This window comes from Kamptonema sp. UHCC 0994 (assembly GCF_029167235.1).
Classification (GTDB): Bacteria; Cyanobacteriota; Cyanobacteriia; order Cyanobacteriales; family Microcoleaceae; genus Kamptonema.
Window position 1 is genome coordinate 23,409 of record NZ_JARFTR010000045.1, and the last position, 21,665, is coordinate 45,073.

Sequence of the window (21,665 nt, forward strand, 5' to 3'; positions counted from 1 at the left end):
GAGGTAAAAATTTGTCAAGCCATCGCACTCATTTCTTGCATTTGCCCAACTGTCATAGTACCCGCAGTTAAGCAGAAATAGCGCCTAGTAGATTCTGGCATTGTTGCTCCTGCTAACTCAGCACCCTCAAAGTTGGCTCCCATTAACGTCACCTCGCTCAAGTCTGCTTGGCTTAAGTCTGCATGAGAAAGTCTACTCCAGTTTAAGTTGGCTTGTACTAAGGAAGCTTGCACCAGATTTGCCCCTGTTAAGTCTGCTCCCGTTAACTTGACACAACGCAACTGAGCTGCGTAAAAATTTGCTCCTACCAAGTTCGATCCTTCCAAATTGACTCCATTGAGTTTCGCTTCGCTCAAGTTGACACCATTAAGATCCACGCCACCTAAATCGATACCGTTGAGGTGAGCTTTCCTGAGACTGACACCTGTTAGTTGAGCGCCAAAAAGTTTTGCGCCGCTGAGTCTGGCACTGTAGAGGTTTGCCCAGTTGAGATTTGCTCCCGTTAGATTTGCGCCCCGCAGGTTGGCTAATTGCAGATCCGCACTGCATAAATTGGCATTCCAGAGGATGGCATTCCGTAAATTAGCGCCGGTGATGTTCGCGCCGCTCAGTTTGGCTCTGGGAAGTTTTGATTTTACTAGGAAAGCTCCGCTGATGTTTGCCTTCGTGAGGTCAGCATCCGCCAGTCTGATTTCACCCATTTTGGCAAAACTCAGATTCGCTCTGTGAAGGGATGCGCCATTGAGTTCTGCTTTAGTAAGAAAGGCCCGACTTAGATTAGCTCCTGATAGGTTAGCCCCGGAAAGGTTTACTCCGATTAAAATTGCTCTGCTGAGGTTAGCTCCGCTAAGGTCAGCGCCAGCAAAGTCTCTGTCTCCGTTTTCATAACACTTGAGCAGTTCGCTTACTTCCATCTGGGTAGACTCCCTGTATCAGTAATTTAAGTATATATATTAACCCTTAATAAAAATTTTATATTTGTTTTAGCCTTTGCGATCGCAGTTATAGCAACCGCTTTCATCGGTTAGGACGTTCTGAGTTCCACCAAACTCCCTGATTCTATTCCCTTCTTCCCCTTCTTTCCCTTCTTTCCCTAGTCCCTAGCCCCTAGCCCCTAGCCCCTAACCGACGAAAGCGAGGGCGGCTTTACGAAAACCCTACTTCACTTTTTAACCTTGTCTGAAGGTAAGAAAAAACGTAGATTTCCATCCTCACCCTTTTGCATCCGAGCTCCCAAGGATAACAGAGCACTCTTGGCTCTTTGACGTACTAACTTATCTGTGGCTTCATAGTAAACCGCACTCCAGGCCTGAAACCGAATAAAAGTGCTATCGGGGTCTCGTTTCAAAAATTCGGCAGTTTGTCGTAATACTGGGGAAACTTTCTCGTCAGGCGTTCCTAAAGCCCAGTCCGCAGCCATTTCGTGAGAGCGAATAGCCCCAGGGATATCCCCTAGCAGTAGGAATTGATCGAGACCTTTAAACCGCCATACCCGCCACGCTTGAGGGTCAATCTGGGGAGAAAGAGCATCCGTACCCCGATCCATCATAGAAACCGCGATTTCAGGTTTACCCAGATAGTAGGAAATTGCTGTAGAAAGAAAAGGATAGATATCAACCCATCGCGGGTCACGCATGGTTATGATGTCAAAATAGGGTGTATTGAGAGCATAGCCAGTTTGCGATCGCACCTCGCTATCGCCAAAATACTGTATGAATTTTAGGAAAGTCCAATCTGCAATTAAATTATCAAACCCAAAAGTAGGCGAAACTTTCGCCAATTGCAGCCTTAGAGCTTCTTGCTCTTGGACTTGAGACAAACTAACCGTAGGCGAGCCCGATGCGTTCATACTGTTTTGACCATCTACTGACAACCCCCCCAGTTGGCGATCGCTCTGCATCACAGCGATACCTGCCAAAGCACTCAAAACTATAGCGATGTTGGTAATTTTCCCTAACCACTTTTGGGATTGTTCAACTTTTCTATGCACTGCACATCCAATTTTTAGCTTTTAATTTATATAGACTTACGCATCATGCTTCCTAACGTCGCCGACGGGGGCGGTAAAGTCACTGCCTTGACTGCGGCGCGACAAATAGATGCGCGTAAGTCCTATTTAAGTTTAATCAAATAAAGCTGTCATTGCTTGGCAATTCACAGAGAAGGTAGCTAGACTATGTTAAAGGATAATAGTCTCCTGCCAGTTAAGTATTCTGATTTTAGATTTTAACGCCAATCTAAAATCTAAAAAAATAAAATCGATTCGAGCGAAATTCAATGAACCTAGCCTCAAGACGATTTTCCAAGTTCCGTACTGCTCTCTTGAGCGGGGCGATCGCAACAACTGCCTCCATTTCCTTATTTGTCCCTGGCTTAAGTCAATCCGTCCGCGCCGCACTTCAGGACAGCCCAAAAGCTGTTTTAGACGAAGCGTGGCAAATTGTAAACCGGGATTTTGTCGATCCGAGCTTTAATAAAGTCGATTGGCAAGCCGCAAGGCAGCAGTTGCTCAACAAGAATTATACTTCTCGCGAAGAAGCTTATAGCGCTCTCCGCAAAGCCCTAGAGAAGTTAAACGACCCCTACACGCGCTTTATGGATCCAAAGCAGTACGAAGCGCTAACCAACCAAACTTCAGGGGAACTGACAGGGGTTGGTATGAGGTTAGAACAGGACGAAAAAACTAAAACGATCTCGGTAGCCGAACCAATGGAGGATTCTCCTGCGATCAGGGCTGGCATTCAAGCTGGAGATCAAATTTTAGGAATTGACGGTAAATCTACCGAAGGCATGACTGTGGGTGACGCTGCGGGCATGATCCGGGGTTCGGAAGGAACAAAAGTCACCCTCAAAATTGGTAGAACTGGGAAAAGTCCATTTGAGGTAACTCTGACTAGGGCCAGAATTGAGGTAGCAGCGGTTCGCTACACCCTCAAGGAGGAAGGGAAGACACGAGTTGGCTACATCCGCTTGCAAGAGTTCAGTGCCCACGCAGGCGAACAAATGCAAAAAGCAATTAAAAAACTCAAGGATGATAAAGTTGACGCTTTCGTATTGGATTTGCGCGGGAATCCAGGGGGACTCTTGCGGGTGAGTATTGACATTGCCCGGATGTGGATGAATACTGGTGCGATCGTGCGTACAGTAGACCGCGAAGGAGGAAGCGAAGAAATGCGGGCCAATCGTACTGCGATCGCGGATCAGCCTTTGGTAGTTTTAGTGGATGACAATTCTGCCAGTGCGAGCGAAATTTTAGCAGGAGCTCTTAAGGATAACAAACGCGCGACTGTAATGGGCGGTCAAACCTTCGGGAAAGCGCTTGTACAGTCGGTGCATTCCCTCTCTGACGGTTCGGGATTGGCGGTAACGATCGCTCATTACTACACTCCCAACGGTATTGATATCAGCCATAAAGGGGTGACTCCAGACATTAAAGTGGATGTTACCGACGAGCAAAAGTTACAACTAGCTAGTAAGCCATCGCTGGTTGCAACTCAAAATGACCCTTGCTACGCCCGTGCGATCGCACTTTTAAAAACTAACCCTTCGGCCCGTCCTCTTGCTGCTAACGAGATTCGCTAGACGATCAATTAGGTGTAATCAAAGTAGGGCGGATAATATTTGCCCTACTTTTTAGTATCATCTGTAACGCCGCCTTCTAGGCGGTATTCTAACGTAACGCCGCCTTCTAGGCGGTATTCTAACCGCCCAGAGGGCGGCGTTACAAACATCTATACCAATGACCCATTACCCTTACAATTTGAAATCAAAACTTCCTATTTGACTAGCTTGCACACCTGTTAGAGATGCCAATATTTCTCCACTAATCGAGTTACTAATTAAAGTAGCACCCTGAACTTGACTAATATTTAACTGGTCGAATGTCAATACTCCAGATAAGCCCAAAAGATCCTCACCTTTTGTAAAATCAGCAATGATGTCAAATCCCTGACCTACACCTAATACAAATATATCATTCCCGCTGTCCCCGATTAGGGTATCATTCCCCAAGTCTCCATACAAAATATCATCACCGCCGCAACCTAAGAGAGTGTCATTGCCCTTACCTCCATAGATAGTATCATTTCCTCCACATCCATCAATAATGTCGTTATTTCCATTGCCGCTCAAATAATCATTAGCTTGACTACCGCACAGAGTATCATCACCTAAGTTTCCCCACAGAGAATCTTCTCCTTTACTGCCAACTAATACATCATTATTCTTGCCGCCAAATAGGGAATCATTGCCTTTGCCTCCATCAATAAAATCATCTCCTTGATTACCATTAATTAGATCGTTTTCTTCTCCGCCATTAATTGAATCTTTGCCTCTATTTCCCAAGATCAAATCTTGACCTTCACCACCTAAAAGAATATCATTATCTTTGCCTCCCAAAACGAAATCATCTCCCTTACTACCATCGATAAAGTCATTACCTTCATTGCCGTTAAGTAGGTCATTGCTGTTGCCACCATAAAGGTTATCGCCACCTAATTTAGCATAGAAACTATTCCCATTTTCAGCACCATAAAAAGCATCATTTTGTGGTGTGCCAAACTGAATACTATTATTGTTGCCGTAGATAATATTATCTACAGAGTTAGGTTTATTTAGATCGGGATGCACTATATCCCCACAAAGACAGGGAATATTTGAGTTTTCGACAGAAGAGAAAGGGGAAGAATTTAGTGTTCCTGTCGGCGTTGGCGTATCAATAGGTATTGGGTTTGCTGTTGGAATTGGTGTATTTGTTGGCGTTGGTTTACCTATTACAATTGGTGTAGGAGTAGGTGTTGGAATTGGTGTATTTGTTGGAATTGGTGTAGGAGTAGGTGTTGGAATTGGTAGATTTGTTGGCGTTGGTGTGCCTGTTGGAATGGGCGTATTTGTTGGCGTTGGAATTGGTGTAGGAGTAGGTGTTGGAATTGGTATGGGGGTAGGCGTTGGTGTAGGAGTAGGTATTGGTGTATTTGTTGGAATTGGTGTAGGAGTAGGTGTTGGAATTGGTATGGGAGTAGGCGTTGGTGTATTTGTTGGAATTGGTGTAGGAGTAGGCGTTGGAATTGGTATGGGAGTAGGCGTTGGTGTAGGAGTAGGAATTGGTGTATTTGTTGGCGTTGGTGTAGGAGTAGGAATTGGTGTATTTGTTGGCGTTGGTGTAGGAGTAGGAATTGGTGTATTTGTTGGCGTTGGTGTAGGAGTAGGAATTGGTGTAGGAGTAGGAATTGGTGTGGGAATTGGTGTGGGAATTGGTGTGGGAGTAGGTGTTGGAGTGCCTGTTACTGTCCCGATAATAGGAAAATCAAAAGGTGTGTTATTAGTATCAGAATTGATAAATTGCAGAATACCATTTTTAGTGCCGATACTAGCAGCATTTAATGCAATATCAAACGTTACTAACTGGTTAGGTGCAATGACATTGGGGAAATTTCCTACTATACTAAAACCAGTAGGTAAACTGGGAATACTAAGGTTGAGAGAGTCATTGCCTATATTCTTAATAGTGAAACGTTTAGTGAGAGGAGTATTGACAAATGTACTACCAAAATCAATAGCGTTGGTAGTGCCATCGATAATATTATTGTTTGTCGGATCTAAAACTTCTATTCTGGCAATTTTCTGGATATTTCCAAAATCAATATCCGTGTATATATTGCCACTTTCCGCCACAATATCACTAGGGTCAACAGTAGTCTGTTCCCATCCAGTTTGGTTGACTTCTCTAACTTGATAATTTCCCGGTTTGAGGTTGGTAAAACTGTAATTACCCCCTGTAGTAGTTGTGGTAGTTTCTAAGACAGTTGCGTTACTAGCATCAAGTAAATTGATTTGCCAATTATCTATTCCAGTATCATTACCATTTTGAATGCCATCGCCGTTATAGTCTTCAAATTTGATGCCACTGATGGTGATATTTTGGAAATTACCAAAGTTAACATCGCTGACATTCGCGCCACTTTCCGCCACAATATCACTAGGGTCAACAGTAGTCTGTTCCCATCCAGTTTGGTTAACTTCTCTAACTTGATAATTTCCCGGTTTGAGGTTGGTAAAACTGTAATTACCCCCTGTAGTAGTTGTGGTAGTTTCTAAGACAGTTGCGTCACTAGCATCAAGTAAATTGATTTGCCAATTATCTATTCCAGTATCATTACCATTTTGAATGCCATCGCCGTTATAGTCTTCAAATTTGATGCCGCTGATGGTGATATTTTGGAAATTGCCAAAGTTATTATCAGTTGAATCAGCATTTGTCAAATTAATAGCACTAGGTGCTACTGTTTGCGTCCATCCGGCTTGTAGCACTTCTTCAATACTATAACTACCAGGTAAAATATTGTTAAATTCGTATTTACCAGTAGCATCTGAGGTAGTATCAGTAATTAAAGCGCCAGAATTATCGAGCAATTGAAATTGCCAATTTTGAAGTCCGGTTTCGCCTAAGTCTTGCAATCCATTACCATTGATATCATGGAATTTTAAACCGCTAATACTTAAGCTATCAACTGGTAGAGAATTGGAAAACTCTGAGGTGTTATTTGTGCCAGTAGTCGGATCGAGATTAGTAGCAGTAGCCGCGATATATTTACCTGTTAACAAAGCTGGATGCGTAAAGCTGATATTTGCATTGCCAGCGTTGTCAGTGGTGACATCTGTAAAGCCTAAAAATGTTTCTCCTTCTCCATTTCCAGAAGGATCGGCAGCATCATTGGAAAACAATTCTATGCGAAAGCTAGTATTGGCAGCCGCGTTTAATTCCCCTGTAATTACCGTGCTGTTACTGCCTAGAAATGCTGACAATAAATTGGGATAATTTTGCCCACCATTGCCGCCGACAATATCATTATTAGCTTTCGGTTGATTGGTGTTGGTTAGGGTAATACCTAAACCTACGTTATTGCTAATCGAGTTGCCTTGAATGCTGTTGCCAGTACCGCCAGGGGGAATATTAACACCTGGGATAATATTGACACCTGCCGCACCGTTATTAGCGATAATATTGCCCTCATTTGTACCCGTACCGCCAATCTGATTGTTATTTGCACCATTAATGAATATCCCATTTAGACGGTTAGCAAGCGCACCAGTACCCGCTGCATCTGTGCCGATGTAATTGCCAAGAATTTGATTTCCTGATGAGGCGTTATCGCGGATTTCAATGCCGTTTCCTCGATGCCCGGAGATAATGTTAAGATCGCCTGTTGCTGTTCCCCCAATTATGTTGTTTTGAGCACCTCCCGTAATCAAGATGCCCCGTTGCCCTCCCGAAGGAGGTGTGCCGATAACTGCTGGAGCACCCGCAGTTAAACCCGTACCTGTAGCATTCGTGCCAATAAAATTGCCTGCGATAATGTTATTGTTAGTGCCTCCGCCGTGAATCCCAATATTGGTATTATCTACGGTGTCAGTATTTCCTGAGCGATCGTTGCCAGAAATGACATTATCTCCAATGACATTACTTTTTGCACCGTCGCTAATCTGCAATCCCCGCCAATTGTTACCTAAGTTATTATTCCCTGTGGCATCGGTGCCGATGAAGTTGTTTAATATCTGATTGCTATTGGCATTGCCACCTTGAATTATGATTCCAAACCGATTGTTGCCAGAGATAATATTCCGCGCTGATGGTAGAGCTCCGCCAATGGTGTTGTTAGCACTCCAAATCAATAGACCATAATTATTGTTCGGTGAGGCAACTGTCCCGGTGAGATCGGTACCTATATAGTTACCTTGAATAACGTTATTACTTCCCGAACCGATAAAAATCCCATTCCCATTCCCATTTCCATTGAAGCGATTAATTGCTAAACCCTGTATGGTATTGTTGGATGAAGAGATAGACAAACCGTTTGTATCTGCACCGGCACCTGTGCCATTGAGTTCGATTAGTGGCGCACCGGTGTAAGTTGCCCCCCCTTGACTCCAGGCATTAATTAACGTGCCTGCGTTGTCTGTAAGATTGGGTAGGGCAGATAGCAGGTTAATTGTCTGGGTTGAATTTGCTGTAGGGATATCGAAAAGGATCTCGTCTGCGCCCGGATTGCTATTTGCCAGTGCGATCGCTTCTCGCAATGATTCACTACCACTGTCAGCGTTAGTGGTTACTGTATAGGTAGCCATGATGCACCTGATATAAAGAAAATAATACTGTTCGGTCTTGCCTACGAGTCTAGCAATTTTACGGAGATTTGTGGGGGGTATTACCCCTCAATTACCCAAAATTTATGTAAATATACCTAAAGTTAAGTAAATTGTTAAAGCTTTAGCACTTACGTAATAACTAGGGGCTAGGGGCTAGGGGCTAGGGGCTAGGGAAGAGGGGGAGATGGGCAGGGCTGTTTCATTCGACCTAGGGGCGGTGCCCCCGTGCCCGCCCAGAGGTCTGAAACTATTGAGTTAAAATGATCGGTTTAGATCGTTAACCTTTAATTACTATGGGACTTGACGCAGTTGAGATACTGATGATATGGGAAAACTCCTTTGGTATAGAAATCAGTGATGATGAGGCAATCGCGATCGCGACAATCAAAGAGGCAATCGATCTAATTTCTTCAAAAGTAAATGCTTCAGGTGGTATCGCAGGAGTATGCCTTGGGGCGCGTGCTTTTTATCGTATTCGGCAAGCTTTTTACAATGTTGGATTGCCCCGCAAGCAGATTCAGCTAGATAGCAAGTGGGTGGATATTCTGCCCAACATTTCCAAAAAACAGCGTCAGGAAACATTGAACTATATCTGCGATCGCGCTGGACTGCCAAAAGCACCTTCGTTGAGTTTTCACTTTGGAGTCATCAATAGGCGGATTACAGTTAGAAGTTTAGTAGACTGGGCAGTTGCACATCACCCATGTAGCCTCACAAGTTCAGAGGAACGATGGACTCATTTTCAAGTGCGTTCTGTTGTCCGTTCTGTAATTAGAGATTTGGCTGACATCAGCGATCGAGATTTCAAAGATGATGATGCTTTTTCCTATATTCTTGGTATTTTTTGAATCCAACTCTAACCCCTGTTCGCATTCTCCACATCCGACACGCTGCACAAAATATACTCGGTGTTTAAATCTTTTGATTTTTAATTTTTGATTTTTAATTAATTAGTAGACAATTAAATTTACTATCACAGTCACTAAGGGGGCTAGACCCCTAATGTGTTAGATACAATACTATAACGTTGCAAACTTTTAGTTGTGCACAGGTATCAAGGAATGTTGGAGTCCCAACTTCCTAGAACCAGTCGCCAATATCTTGTTAAATATCCAGTGCATTCAGGTGCAGACTTATGCCGACCCCGAAGCCGACATCCCAAGAAGCGAATAACTACTCTGCTAAAGCGTTACTTTCCGCAGATATTCCCCGGACTAAAAACGGTAACGGTAGCTTGGTTGAGCCAAATATGGAACAGCTATTGCAAGCTTTGGCTGGGGAAATGCCAAGTCACTCTCCCCAAATCGAACAATTGAAAGTTTGGAAACAGTACCTAGAGCGCTTGTTTCAATTTCAGCGTTCGAGCCGGGTTTTAATGGCTGTCATGGAACCTGAGACTTTTACTCTGCGTTATGCTAACTCAGCTTTCTGTCGGTTGGCGGGTTTGGAAGGAACCCATGAGGGGACTGACTTTGGTGGTTTGTTGACAGGATTAGGTATCGGGTTACTGGACTTGTTCGAGGATTGGGACGGCCGGACTGCGGAACAGTTATACCGCCGTCATATTTTATACTGGGTATTCAAGCAGCTATATCAGATTGACCTTGAGAGTTTGCGAGTGCTTGATGAACCGGTAATGGCTAGTGTCAAAAGTCCGCTGCATCGAGAGCATCGGTTTGTGGAATTTTGGCTGGGTTCCGAACAGCTAAAAATTACTCGTATTGACTCGAAAATAGATGAGTTTTCAGATTTTCATCTGAAGTTAATGCCGACTTCGGAGCGAGAAGCTTGGATAATGCAGCCTAACCAATTGGCAACTTTAGCAGATAAACTGCGGTTAGAAAATTACCGGGTAGAAGGTTTGTTGCTGTTAGAAGGTTTTGATGTCACGGGACAGGAACAAATTCGGCGGTTGACGCAGTTGTTAATAGATAGGGATTCTATTCTAAGACCGGAAAAGTTTAAGAAAATAGATAAACGTTTGCGATCGCTCTTTGGTGCAGATGGTAGCATTCTTTTACGGACTGATGGCTCCGAAGCGCAACTCTTTATCTGCAAAGATGGTCACGATATCCGGCCGACAGTGTATGCGTTACAGTCTCTAGAAGGTTCTCACTTTTTGCAAGCAACGGCGGCTAATCAAGTCTGGAACGTGCCTGATTTGCGACGGGAGTGCGAAACGGAGTGCGATCGCTACTTACGGAAAATGGGAGTGCGATCGATGTTGCTAATTCCCTTAGTTGTAAAAACGCTCAATCGCGAAGGGGGAGGGAATCAGATTTTAGGAGTAGTGGGACTAACGTGCGATCGCCCCAACCATTTTAATGGTATCGACTGCCAACACGCTCAAGAACTCATTCCCGCCTTCATTGCGGCCCTACGGCAAGCCATTCAGCAGCGCTTCACCCACATTCACAACATCCATCCCGCCGTAGAGTGGCGGTTCGTACAAGAAGCAGAGCGGCGCAGTTGGGGTCTACAACCAGAGACAATAGTTTTTAGCGAAGTTTATCCTCTCTATGGTATCTCCGATATTCGCGGCTCCTCAGAAGAGCGAAATCGGGCCATTCAAGCCGACTTGCTCGAACAATTCCGCCTGGGTTTAGCGATCGTTGAGGCTTTGTGCAAAACTCAAGGTACTCCCCTTGGCGAACAACTGCGGCTCGATATGCTCGACTATATCAAGCATTTGCAGGAAAAAGTAACTGTAGATATGGAAGTGCGGGCCGCAGAGTATCTGAGCGAACATTTAGAAGTATATTTTGACCATTTTATGCAGTGCGGCCCGGAGGTACAAGCAGCATTGGAAGCTTACCAAGCAGCTTGCGAGAATGAACATCAATGCGTTTATGGCGATCGCACTCGCTACGACGAAATGCTGAGTTTAATTACTGCTAACTTACAGGAAACTTGGGCAAAATGGCAAGAGCGGATGCAGCAAATTATCCCTCATTATTGCGATATTGAATGCACTGATGGTATGGATCACATGATTTATATCGGCAAGTCAATTGATAGTAAATTTACTCCCTTTCACTTGCACAGTATGCGCTATGAACAGTTAAGGGCTGTTTGCGATTGTGCTCGCACTGCCTTTCGCTTGCAAGCTGATGCTAAAATTAATTTCCACCTTGCCCATTTAATATTAGTCCAGAATACAACTATCAACATTTTTCATAACGAAAATACTGAAAAAATGTTTGATGTCCAAGGCACTCGCGATATTCGCTACGAACTTGTTAAAAAACGGATTGAAAAAGCGGTTGATAAAGACGCTCAAGAACGAATTACGCAGTCGGGAATGCTAACTATTGTTTATTCCAATGAGGATGAATGGGAAGAATATCGGCAATATTTACGCTATTTAGCTCGTGAAGGTTGCGTAGAGTCAAAAATTCAAACCGGAATGGTAGAACCATTACAAGGAGTGAGTGGTTTAAGGTTTGGTCGCGTTCGTATTCTTCCCCTTCCTGAAGTTACTTCTGATGTCAGTGAAGTGACCGTTCTCAATGAATCAGGAAGCATAATACCTGTTAACTGTTAACTGTTAACTGTTAACTGTTAACTGCTAACTGTTAATTGCTATAGTAATAGCTAAGGTGGTTAGGACATTCTGAGTTCCACCAAACCCGCTGATTCTATTCCCTTCTTCCCCTTCTTCCCCTTCTTCCCCTAGCCCCTAGCCCCTAGCCCCTAGCCCCTTCTTCCCCTAGCCCCTAGCCCCTAGCCCCTAGCCCCTTCTTCCCCTAGCCCCTTCTTAAAAATGTCCGCCGTTCACAGCTTACATTCCGCAGGATGTAGTTAGATTGTTCTAAAGCTATTGAAACTGTATTTTTTAGGAGTTTTGAAGGTGAACGCTGCTGAACAAGCTAGAAATATTGAAGTTGCCAGCAAAATTGCTGCTGTTGTGAATTTATTCAAGTCGCAGTTTCCAGATGTGAGAGTGGATCTCAAACCTTGGATGAATGATGCGGATACTAGGGAACTTGTAGATCCTGATTCTATTGACATTGGCTTTCACTTCCCCGGTAGGAGTCGGTTGCTGCAAAGCCGTAGCATTTTAATACAAATTCGATTTTACGACGATCCGGTAGATGGCGATCGCCGCGCGATCGGGGTTGAGGCCGCTGGTTACGACCATTCTGGTCAACAGTGGCGATTTTCAACGGTGGATAATTGGGGTTTTGCGGGGACAACTCAACCCGCATCGGAGTCGGCGGAAAAGCTCAAGCATTTTTGTCGGCAAATATTTGAACTGTTTAATAGTTCAGTTTAAGGCTGGCAATTTCCTTTTAGACCGCAACTAATTGGATAAGTTGATTCGTATGTTGTAGAACGTTTGCCAAATAGCGTATAGCGGTTGTCGCGGACTTGTTCGTAAATGCGATCGCCTACCCATTTTAAACCTGGCATTGCTCGATAAGTGGCAACAAATATATTTCCTGCTGGCAGTAAGCGACCGATTTCTTCAGCAGCATTGCTGCCTTGCCAGCGGCGTTCTGGTGCCTTAGCATCTATTAAGATCATGCCCATTTCACAGTCTTTAGGCGTTATCTCAAAGTTGTTTAACTTTTCTTGATTTTGCATGGATATATACTGAAATTGTTGACCTTTATCTAAGTTTTCAAGTAGTTGTACTAAGGTAACGCAAAGATTGCAATTGCCGTCATAAATTACGTAGTAAGTCATTGAGTATAGTTAGTATTTGTGATAATTATAGCAACCGCGTTCGTCGGTTAGGGGCGAGAGCGTGTTTTCAAACTATATTTAAGCAAGTTACGAGATATTGCTGACTTATCTCTGGGAGTTGGTATAATGAAAGTTTTGCAGTTATCACAACGCTCGCGCAGCAGGAGACAACCACTATGGCCCGTATGTACTACGATGCCGACGCTAATTTAGACCTTTTAGCCAACAAAACCATCGCGATCGTCGGCTATGGTTCTCAAGGTCACGCTCACGCCCTCAACCTTAAGGATAGCGGCATGAACGTCATTGTCGGCCTCTATCCCGGCAGTAAATCTGCAACCAAAGCAACTGAAGCCGGTTTGACAGTTCATCCAGTTGATAAAGCGGCCTCGGCCGCTGACTTTATTATGATCCTGCTTCCCGATGAAGTGCAAAAAACTGTTTACAAGCAGGAAATAGAGCCACATTTGACGGCAGGAAAAGTGCTAGCTTTTGCTCACGGCTTTAATATTCACTTTGGTCAAGTTGTCCCGCCTGCTAATGTAGATGTGGTGATGGTTGCGCCTAAAGGCCCCGGTCATTTAGTACGGCGGACTTACGAACAGGGTGAAGGTGTTCCCAGTTTATTTGCCGTTTACCAAGACGCTTCCGGCCAAGCACGCGATCGCGCAATGGCCTACGCTAAAGGCATCGGTGGCACACGCGCCGGTATCCTGGAAACCAGCTTCCGCGAAGAAACCGAAACTGACCTCTTCGGCGAACAAGTTGTGCTTTGCGGCGGCTTAAGCGCGTTAATTAAAGCCGGATTTGAAACATTAGTTGCAGCGGGATATCAGCCAGAATTAGCATACTTTGAATGCCTCCACGAAGTAAAACTGATCGTTGATTTAGTAGTAGAAGGCGGTCTCGCTAAAATGCGTGACAGTATTTCCAATACAGCAGAATACGGCGATTTAACTCGTGGCCCTCGGATTGTTACTGACCAAACCCGCGCTGAAATGCGTAAAATCCTGAGCGAAATTCAATCAGGTCAATTTGCCCGTGAATTCGTACTAGAAAATCAAGCTGGTAAACCCGGATTTACTTCGATGCGTCGTCAAGAAGCTGAGCATCCTATTGAAGAAGTAGGTAAAGATTTACGAGCGATGTTTAGCTGGTTGAAAAAGCAAGCTTAATCGGAACGGTTAACGGTAACTGTTAACTGTTAACTGTTAACAGTTAACGGTTAACTGTTGTTATTTCCTCCTCAAGGGCTCGGACTTGGCTTTTGATCTAAGTTATCTATATCCTTCTGTCTTTGCTCGTTGGTATTTTTCGGCTTCAACCACTTGGGCCACAGTCCAACTACAAAGTTTCGACTTTGTAGACTAGCATCCCTTACGGGCTTAGGTATAAAAGTAAAGCTGTCGCCCCAGATAACAAATACCACAGCTAAGAACAGGAAAAAAGGAATGAAGTTTCTTGATTTTTTTGCTGACATATGTGGAACGGGGTTGAGGTGATTGACGTGCGCTATTTTATTTGGCTCACTAATAATTACAAGGTAACATATTTTGTCAAAATAGAAAGGCGATTGTTACTTTTTACGCCGATGTTATAGCAGTCGCCAAGGCGATTAGGACGTTCTGAGTTCCACCAAATTCGCTGATTCTATTCCCTTCTTTCCCTTCTTTCCCTTCTTCCCCTAGCCTAAGCGCCCCTAGCCCCTAGCCCCTAACCGCCTTGGCGGTTGCTATAGTTCCGACAATCGGGAAAACCGCCTGTGAGGGATAAAATATGTTTTCTAATTTAAAGCTAAAAAACCGAATTCTACTTGGATATGCTTTACCAATTTCTTTTTTAATAAGTTTAGGTTGTCTTCTATACATAGGTGCTGTTAATAGAGAAACTATAGATGCGAAAGTAAAGCGTTCTCAAAATTCGATTATTGCCATAGGAAATCTAACCCAAAATCTGTCAATAATGATCCGTAATGTCAGAGGTCAGGTGTTGTTCCCCCAAGATAGTAGTTATAAGAAAAGGTATGAATTGGGATTGCAAAACTTTCGCGAAGCAACAGTTGCACTAGACAATTCTTTTCAAGAGACTGAACAGCAAAATCTGCTGACTATCATGGTTACAGAGATAAATAGCTTAGACAAAATCTCTAAACAAGTTTTCGGATTGGTACAAAAAGGAGATATTGGTTATGCTAAAAATCTTACAGGTTCTCTGCGGGTAACTGAAATCGATCGGGTACGGGAAAATATTCTTACAAAAGAGCTAGAATTTTTAGCAAAAGTATCTCAACAACAAGAAAACGAAACGCGATCGCTACTGGCATTAATTGTGATTGGTACAGGGGTGTCTGCAATCGGTTCCATTGCTATTGGTCTTTGGCTTGCGTCGGATATTGGTAGGATGATGGATGGGGTAGCAGATGCGATCGCTACTTCTTCAGTTGAGATTGCTACTACCATAGACCAACAAGAACGCACTGCTAGTCAGCAGGCTGCTGCTGTGAGTCAAACCAGCATTACAATGGACGAATTAGGTGCATCTTCACAGACTACAGCCCAGCAAGCGCAATCAGCAGCCGCAGGAGCGCGTCAAGCTTTAAAGTTGTCTGAGGGAGGAACTCAGGCTGTAGAGCGTACTTTGGATGGAATGACAGCGCTCAAAGGGAAAGTGGAGGCGATCGCTAATCAAATTATGCACTTAAATGAGCAAGCCAACCAAATTGGAACTATTTCAGGTTTAGTGAGCGAATTAGCTAACCAAACAAATATGTTAGCCTTAAATGCGGCAGTAGAAGCAGTGCGTGCTGGCGATCGCGGTAAGGGGTTTGCCGTTATTGCTAATGAAATTCGTCAACTAGCCGATCGTAGCAAAACATCAGCTAGCAAAATTAATAATCTCGTTGCTGATATTCAATCTGCCATCAATTTATCTGTAAAAACAACGAATGAAGGCACAAAAACTGTGGATTCGGGTATGCAATTAGCTCAAGGGACAGCAGAAGTTTTTTCCGCCGTTGCTGATGCTATTAATAGTATTGCAGTTAGCACTCAACAAATTTCTCTTACTGCTCAGCAGCAAGCACTCGCTGTTGAGCAGGTAGTTGATGCCATGAAAACTATTAATCAGGGAGCAGAAGAAACTGCGATTGGTATTTCTAAAACTAAAGAAGGTACTGAACAGCTAAACCAAGCATCACGGAATCTAAAATCAGTTTTGTAAATTGCTAATGGCTAATTGCTGATTGCTAATGGCTAATTGCTAATTGTAAATTGCTAATTACTTCTTACTTCCTTCTTACTTCTTCGTTAAATACCATGAAAATAATGCAAACGGCAATACAAATTTCTCTTAGTTTGGCTACCTGTCTCTGGCTGCAATCCTGTAGCCAGCAGCCAGAGGTAACGACTTTACCAACTGCTGCTCCATCAGTAAATAAAATAACTTTAAGCGGTTCACATACAATAGGATCTATTCTTTCTGAAATAGCAAAGCCCTATGAAACAGCACACCCTGGAGTAAAAATTGAAGTGCAAGAAAATGCTACTTGGCGCGGAATTGCCGATGTACGCCAAGGGACTGCGGATATAGGAATGGTGGCTCGTTCCATGAAAGCTGATGAAAAAGATTTGTTAGCTTTTACTATAGCTAAGGACGGTATATCGATAACTCTCCACAGAGATAATCCAGTGAAAAGCTTGACAGACAAACAGATTGTTGGTATATACACTGGCAAGATCAAGAATTGGAAAGAAGTTGGGGGGAAAAATGTACCTATCTTGGTCATCCATCGGTCAGAGGGAGTTGCTGCTTTAGAACCTTTTTTGAGTTATTTCAAATTAGAAAAAAGTGCCATTCGCCCTGATGTAGTCGTTACTGAGACGGATGAACTCGTGCAGGCTATGGTTGGGAAACCCCAGGCTATTGGTTTCAGTTCTATTGGTGTTGTGGAATCTATTAAGGAGATTAAAATACTACCGATTAACGGAGTAGCACCCACTAATGAAAATGTTAGTAGTGGCAAGTTTCCCATTACTCGTCCTCTGAATGTGGTCACGAAAAATCCTCCCTCAACTTCGGTAAAAGGGTTTATAGATTTTAGTCTTTCTCAGGAGGCGCAAGCAATTGTTAAGCAGAAAAAGTTTGCGCCAGTGAAATGATTTTTCATACTAAAAAACTGCCCGCACATAGCGATTGAGTCTTTTATTGACAATGGTGCAACATATGAGTTAAAATTGATATATTCTACGATTTTCTTTAAAACGCCGGGGTTTTAACCCTGTGTAACAGGAAAAATTCTTGTAGTGTTGGCGCTGCGATCGTCTCATCCAACTAAGAGAAATATCGTCAATTCAGCGCCCACCCTAATGCTGAAACCATTGATTTTATTGCCTTCTTCCTTAAAGCTTATGGATCTCAAATCTCTAATTCGCGACATTCCAGATTTCCCTAAACCGGGAATTATGTTTCGAGATATTACTACTCTCCTGCGCGATCGCGAAGGGCTACGCTACACACTTGACACTTTAACCGAAAAGTGCTCTGGCTTCTCTGCTGATTATATTGTTGGTATGGAATCGCGGGGCTTTCTCTTTGGCGTACCTCTGGCTTATAAATTGGGTATTGGCTTTATTCCTGTCCGCAAACGCGGTAAATTGCCAGCAGAAATTAATTTCGTTGAGTATGATTTGGAGTATGGCACCGATCGCCTGGAAATACACCAAGACGCTATCGAACCAGGGAGTCGCGTGCTAGTTGTAGACGATCTGATGGCCACTGGAGGAACAGCGGCCGCTACCGCTCAGTTATTGCAGCAAGCTGGGTGCGAAATTGTGGGTTTTGCCTTTATCATCGAATTAAAAGATTTAGGCGGAAGACAAAAGTTACCAGATGTGCCTATTGTGGCATTAGTTGAGTATTAATTGTTAATTGTTAGTGGTTAGTTGTTAGTTGTTAATTGTTATTTGTTAAGTAAGTAGATATGATTAAACTTAACTATGTCATTGCGAGCATAATATATGTCATTGCGAGCATAATATATGTCATTGCGAGCATAATATATGTCATTGCGAGCATAATATATGTCATTGCGAGCATAATATATGTCATTGCGAGCATAATATATGTCATTGCGAGCGAAGCGAAGCAATCGCAAAGCCTTGAGATTGCTTCGCTTCGCTCGCAATGACAGGAACTTCTCGATGACAGAAATTTCCAACAGTTAATAATTGCTAACTAGCTTTATTTGCAACCAACAACTAACAACCAACAACTAACAACCAACAACTAACAACTAACAACCAACAACTAACAACTAACAACTAACAAATAACAATTAACAAATAACAAATAACAATGACTTCTATAAAGTTAAATCGTAATTTACGGTTATTGAATTCACTGTTTGCCAGCGAGATATTTACTTACGTACTTAAGCGGCTATTACAGGCAATTTTAACACTATTGCTAGCATCTGCCCTTTGTTTTGCTATTATTCAGCTAGCGCCAGGGGATTACTTAGACACCTTACGCCAAAATCCCAAAATTGCGCCGGAAACTATTAAGCAACTAGGGCAACAATTTGGCTTAGATAAGTCTTGGTTTGAGCAATATTGGCGGTGGCTTTTCCAAATTATTACTCAGGGAAACTTTGGCAAAAGTTTTGTTTATGGACGAGATGTAGCTGATTTGTTGTGGGAGAGAGTACCTGCAACCCTAGTAATGGCTATCGGTTCTTTAATTGTAACTTGGGCGATCGCAATTCCTTTGGGAATTATCGCCGCTGTTAACCAAAATCGCTCTGCTGACCGATTTTTACAAGTAATTAGCTACACGGGCCAAGGATTTCCCAGCTTTATTACAGCTCTACTTTTGCTATTTCTAGCACAGAACACTTCACCTCTTTTTCCTGTAGGCGGGATGACAAGTATTGACCATGAAGATTTATCTTTGTGGGGCAAAATTATCGATTATTGCTGGCATTTAATTTTACCAACTGTAGCTCTAAGTATCACCAGCTTCGCGGGTTTGCAAAGACTGATGCGGGGGCAATTATTGGACGTATTGCGACAAGATTACATCCAAACGGCCCGTGCTAAAGGTTTGCCAGAAAATCGAGTGATTTACGTTCATGCTTTACGGAATGCGATTAATCCTCTGATTACACTTTTGGGATTTGAGTTTGCTAGCTTGTTAAGCGGTGCATTTATTGCGGAACTTTTTTTCAACTGGCCAGGTCTAGGTAAACTTACCTTAGATGCTGTCACTAATCAAGACTTGTATCTGGTGATGGCTAGCTTGATGATGGGAGCTGTAATGTTGATTGTAGGTAACTTATTAGCGGATCTACTCCTTAAGGTAGTTGACCCTCGTATCCGTCTAGAAAATCTTAAGTAATAAGCTGAATAGTAAAGAGAAATGTAATCTTTTGAATTTTATTTTTGCTGCATTTTGCAATTAATCACCTGTTAAAATTATTCAAGACGATCTTAAATTTTAGATAGGGATTGCACTATGGCAGAAATTATCGGTACTCCTCAAGCGGATAGCATCGGAGGTTTACCAGAGGATGACATAATCTTTGGGTTGCAAGAGAATGACGCAATTTCTGGCAACTTTGGTAATGATTCTATCTATGGCGGTAAGGGCAGCGACTCTATAGATGGAAACTCCGGTAGTGACTCTCTATTTGGGGATCTAGACAACGATACTGTCAATGGCAATGAAGATAACGACTCTATCTATGGTGGTAGAGGCAACGATTTACTTTCCGGGAACTCTGGTAGCGACGTTTTATTTGGCGACAGAGGCGCTGATACCCTTACGGGTGGAGATGGGGCTGACGTATTTGTTCTCAGCCGTTATGCTAATGCTGACCCTTCACTAACTAGCGGCGGTTTAAGTCTGGCAGATGCGGATGTTATTACTGACTTTACAGACAACTTGGATGTCATCGGTTTGAGTGGAGGATTGACCTTTGCTGACCTCAACTTGTTGGAAGCAGGAAATAATACCTTTATTCAAGACCGAGTAACTGGAGAATTCCTTGCTGTCCTCGCAGGCGTTAACCGGAGTTTAATCTCTGCGGCAGATTTCACGACTAATAACTCCAGTGTAGTTCCCAGTCCTCTGCCTGGGCCTTCGATTACTGCTTATGCTCTGACTGCAAGTAATAGAATTGTAGGATTTAATACTTTTGCTCCGGGAATCACGCTTAGAGATGTGTCGGTGACGGGGCTAGAATCTGGGGAAAGCTTGGTTGGTATTGATTTCCGCCCTGCTAACGGTCAACTCTTTGGTTTGGGTAGCAGCAATCGGTTGTACAGGATTGACCCGACGAGTGGGGCGGCGACTGCGGTGGGAACAGCACCCTTTAATCCAACTTTGACTCCTGGGACTACTGGTTTTGATTTTAATCCAACTGTCGATCGCATTCGGGCTGTGAATGAGGCCGATCAAAATTCACGGCTAAATCCTGATACTGGGGGAGTTGTGGATTTCAACACGACTACCGATGGTATTCAACTAGACGGAAGTTTGGCTTATGCTAGTGGCGATCGCAACTCTGGGGCAAATCCGTTGGTGGGGGGCGCAGCTTACACTAATAACTTTGCCGGGGCTACGTCAACCACACTGTATGCGATCGATAGTAATTTGGACGTTCTGGTGCGGCAAGTTCCACCTAATGATGGCGTACTCAATACCGTTGGATCGTTGGGTGTTGACGCTTCTAGCGTTCTGGGATTTGATATTAGAAGCGTTGACGGTCAGCAGTCGGGTTATGCAGCCCTGAATGTTGGCGGCGTTTCGAGTCTGTACAATATCAATTTGACCACAGGTCAGGCTACGGCGTTAGGTCAAATTACCACTGGGGAAGCGATCGTTGGTTTAGCATTGCCTTTGCCTACAGCTTATGCGGTTACAGGTAGAGATGGAGCTGAAAGAATTATCGGCTTTAATGCCGCAGCACCGCAAGCAGTCCTTACCGATGTTGCTGTTACTGGTTTACTGTCTGGGGAAAGCTTGCTGGGGATTGATTTCCGCCCTGCTACGGGTGTACTTTACGGTTTGGGTAGCAGTAATCGATTGTATGCGATCGATCAAGCAAGTGGCGTAGCAACTGCGGTGGGAACCGCACCTTTGAACCCAACTCTTGCACCTGGGGCGACTGGTTTCGATTTCAATCCGACTGTCGATCGCATTCGGGTTATCAATGAAGCAGATCAAAATGGGCGGCTGAACCAGGAAACAGGGGCAGTTGTAGATTTTGATACGCTGATTGGGGGTGTCCAATTCGACAGAAATTTGGCTTACGCTGCTGGCGATATCAACGCTGGGGCAAATCCTACGGCGGTGGCCGCAGCCTATACTAATAACTTTGCTGGGGCTACGTCAACCACACTGTATGCGATCGACAGTGGTTTAGATGTTCTGGTAAGGCAAGTTCCGCCTAATGAGGGTGTACTTAATACAGTTGGTTCTTTGGGCGTTGATGCTTCTCGCATACTTGGCTTTGATATTACTCCCAATGGGAATGCGATCGCTGCCCTTGAGGTAGGAGGCGTGTCAAGTCTATATAATATCAATTTGACAACAGGCGCAGCTACGGCGATCGGTCAAATTGGCAACGGAACTTCCGTCAAAGGTTTGGCGTTGACTTTGATTTAATGTCCGCTAATGGCTAATAGCTAATAGCTAATAGCTAATACTAAATCGGGCTTCAATGCCCGTTTTTTAGTCCGCGCAGGCGGACTTTGTTTGTTTAGTAGCGGTTTCAACCGCCGAAGGTTTTGTTGCAGTTTCCTTCTCGATTATGCTATATTTTGAGCAAAAAA

General features: G+C 43.7%; 14 protein-coding genes. 10 read left to right on the forward strand and 4 right to left on the reverse strand.

The annotated features are described in order from the left end of the window. Positions 1-14 precede the first annotated feature (14 nt). Positions 15-914, reverse strand: coding sequence for a pentapeptide repeat-containing protein (locus PY364_RS03980; RefSeq protein ID WP_275520824.1), 900 nt, complete (start codon positions 912-914; stop codon positions 15-17). A gap of 248 nt (positions 915-1,162) precedes the next feature. Then, positions 1,163-1,990: a hypothetical protein gene (locus tag PY364_RS03985; RefSeq protein WP_275520825.1), complete on the reverse strand. Its 828-nt coding sequence runs from the start codon at positions 1,988-1,990 to the stop codon at positions 1,163-1,165. 287 nt (positions 1,991-2,277) lie between these two features. On the opposite strand from PY364_RS03985, the gene ctpB reads away from it, so the two are divergent. Next, positions 2,278-3,582, forward strand: a complete 1,305-nt coding sequence (gene ctpB / locus PY364_RS03990; RefSeq protein ID WP_275520827.1) for a carboxyl-terminal processing protease CtpB — start codon at positions 2,278-2,280, stop codon at positions 3,580-3,582. Positions 3,583-3,753: 171 nt separating this feature from the next. On the opposite strand, the gene PY364_RS03995 is transcribed toward ctpB, so the two are convergent. Continuing rightward, positions 3,754-8,124: an SdrD B-like domain-containing protein gene (locus PY364_RS03995; RefSeq protein ID WP_275520829.1), complete on the reverse strand. Its 4,371-nt coding sequence runs from the start codon at positions 8,122-8,124 to the stop codon at positions 3,754-3,756. A 314-nt stretch (positions 8,125-8,438) separates the two neighbouring features. Between PY364_RS03995 and PY364_RS04000 the strand changes: the two genes are divergently transcribed. From PY364_RS04000 to PY364_RS04010, 3 genes are all read left to right on the forward strand, one after another. Further along, positions 8,439-8,993 (forward strand): hypothetical protein, encoded by a 555-nt coding sequence (locus PY364_RS04000; RefSeq protein ID WP_275520832.1) that lies wholly within the window; start codon positions 8,439-8,441, stop codon positions 8,991-8,993. 287 nt (positions 8,994-9,280) lie between these two features. Further along, the gene (locus PY364_RS04005; protein ID WP_275520835.1) at positions 9,281-11,689 is read left to right on the forward strand and encodes a GAF domain-containing protein; all 2,409 of its coding nucleotides are present in this window, start codon (positions 9,281-9,283) and stop codon (positions 11,687-11,689) included. 306 nt (positions 11,690-11,995) lie between these two features. Then, positions 11,996-12,421: a hypothetical protein gene (locus tag PY364_RS04010; protein WP_275520837.1), complete on the forward strand. Its 426-nt coding sequence runs from the start codon at positions 11,996-11,998 to the stop codon at positions 12,419-12,421. Here PY364_RS04010 and PY364_RS04015 read toward each other — a convergent pair. After that, entirely contained in the window at positions 12,418-12,834 is a 417-nt protein-coding gene (locus PY364_RS04015) for a DCC1-like thiol-disulfide oxidoreductase family protein (RefSeq protein ID WP_275520839.1), read from the reverse strand. The genes PY364_RS04010 and PY364_RS04015 overlap by 4 nt on opposite strands. Positions 12,835-13,010: 176 nt before the next feature. On the opposite strand from PY364_RS04015, the gene ilvC reads away from it, so the two are divergent. The 6 genes from ilvC (at position 13,011) to PY364_RS04045 (ending at position 21,498) form a co-directional block, all read left to right on the forward strand. After that, positions 13,011-14,009, forward strand: coding sequence for a ketol-acid reductoisomerase (gene ilvC, locus PY364_RS04020; RefSeq protein ID WP_275520841.1), 999 nt, complete (start codon positions 13,011-13,013; stop codon positions 14,007-14,009). Positions 14,010-14,610: 601 nt separating this feature from the next. After that, a complete protein-coding gene (locus PY364_RS04025; RefSeq protein ID WP_275520843.1) occupies positions 14,611-16,053 on the forward strand; it encodes a methyl-accepting chemotaxis protein in 1,443 nt (480 codons plus the stop codon). Positions 16,054-16,148: 95 nt separating this feature from the next. Then, entirely contained in the window at positions 16,149-16,991 is an 843-nt protein-coding gene (locus tag PY364_RS04030) for a phosphate ABC transporter substrate-binding protein (protein WP_275520845.1), read from the forward strand. 249 nt (positions 16,992-17,240) lie between these two features. Further along, positions 17,241-17,753 carry an adenine phosphoribosyltransferase gene (locus PY364_RS04035; protein ID WP_275520848.1) on the forward strand — a complete coding sequence of 171 codons (513 nt, stop codon included), beginning with the start codon at positions 17,241-17,243 and terminating at the stop codon, positions 17,751-17,753. Positions 17,754-18,186: 433 nt separating this feature from the next. Further along, positions 18,187-19,227, forward strand: a complete 1,041-nt coding sequence (locus PY364_RS04040) for an ABC transporter permease (protein WP_275520850.1) — start codon at positions 18,187-18,189, stop codon at positions 19,225-19,227. A 117-nt stretch (positions 19,228-19,344) separates the two neighbouring features. Continuing rightward, positions 19,345-21,498, forward strand: coding sequence for a DUF4394 domain-containing protein (locus PY364_RS04045; protein ID WP_275520852.1), 2,154 nt, complete (start codon positions 19,345-19,347; stop codon positions 21,496-21,498). Positions 21,499-21,665 lie beyond the last annotated feature (167 nt).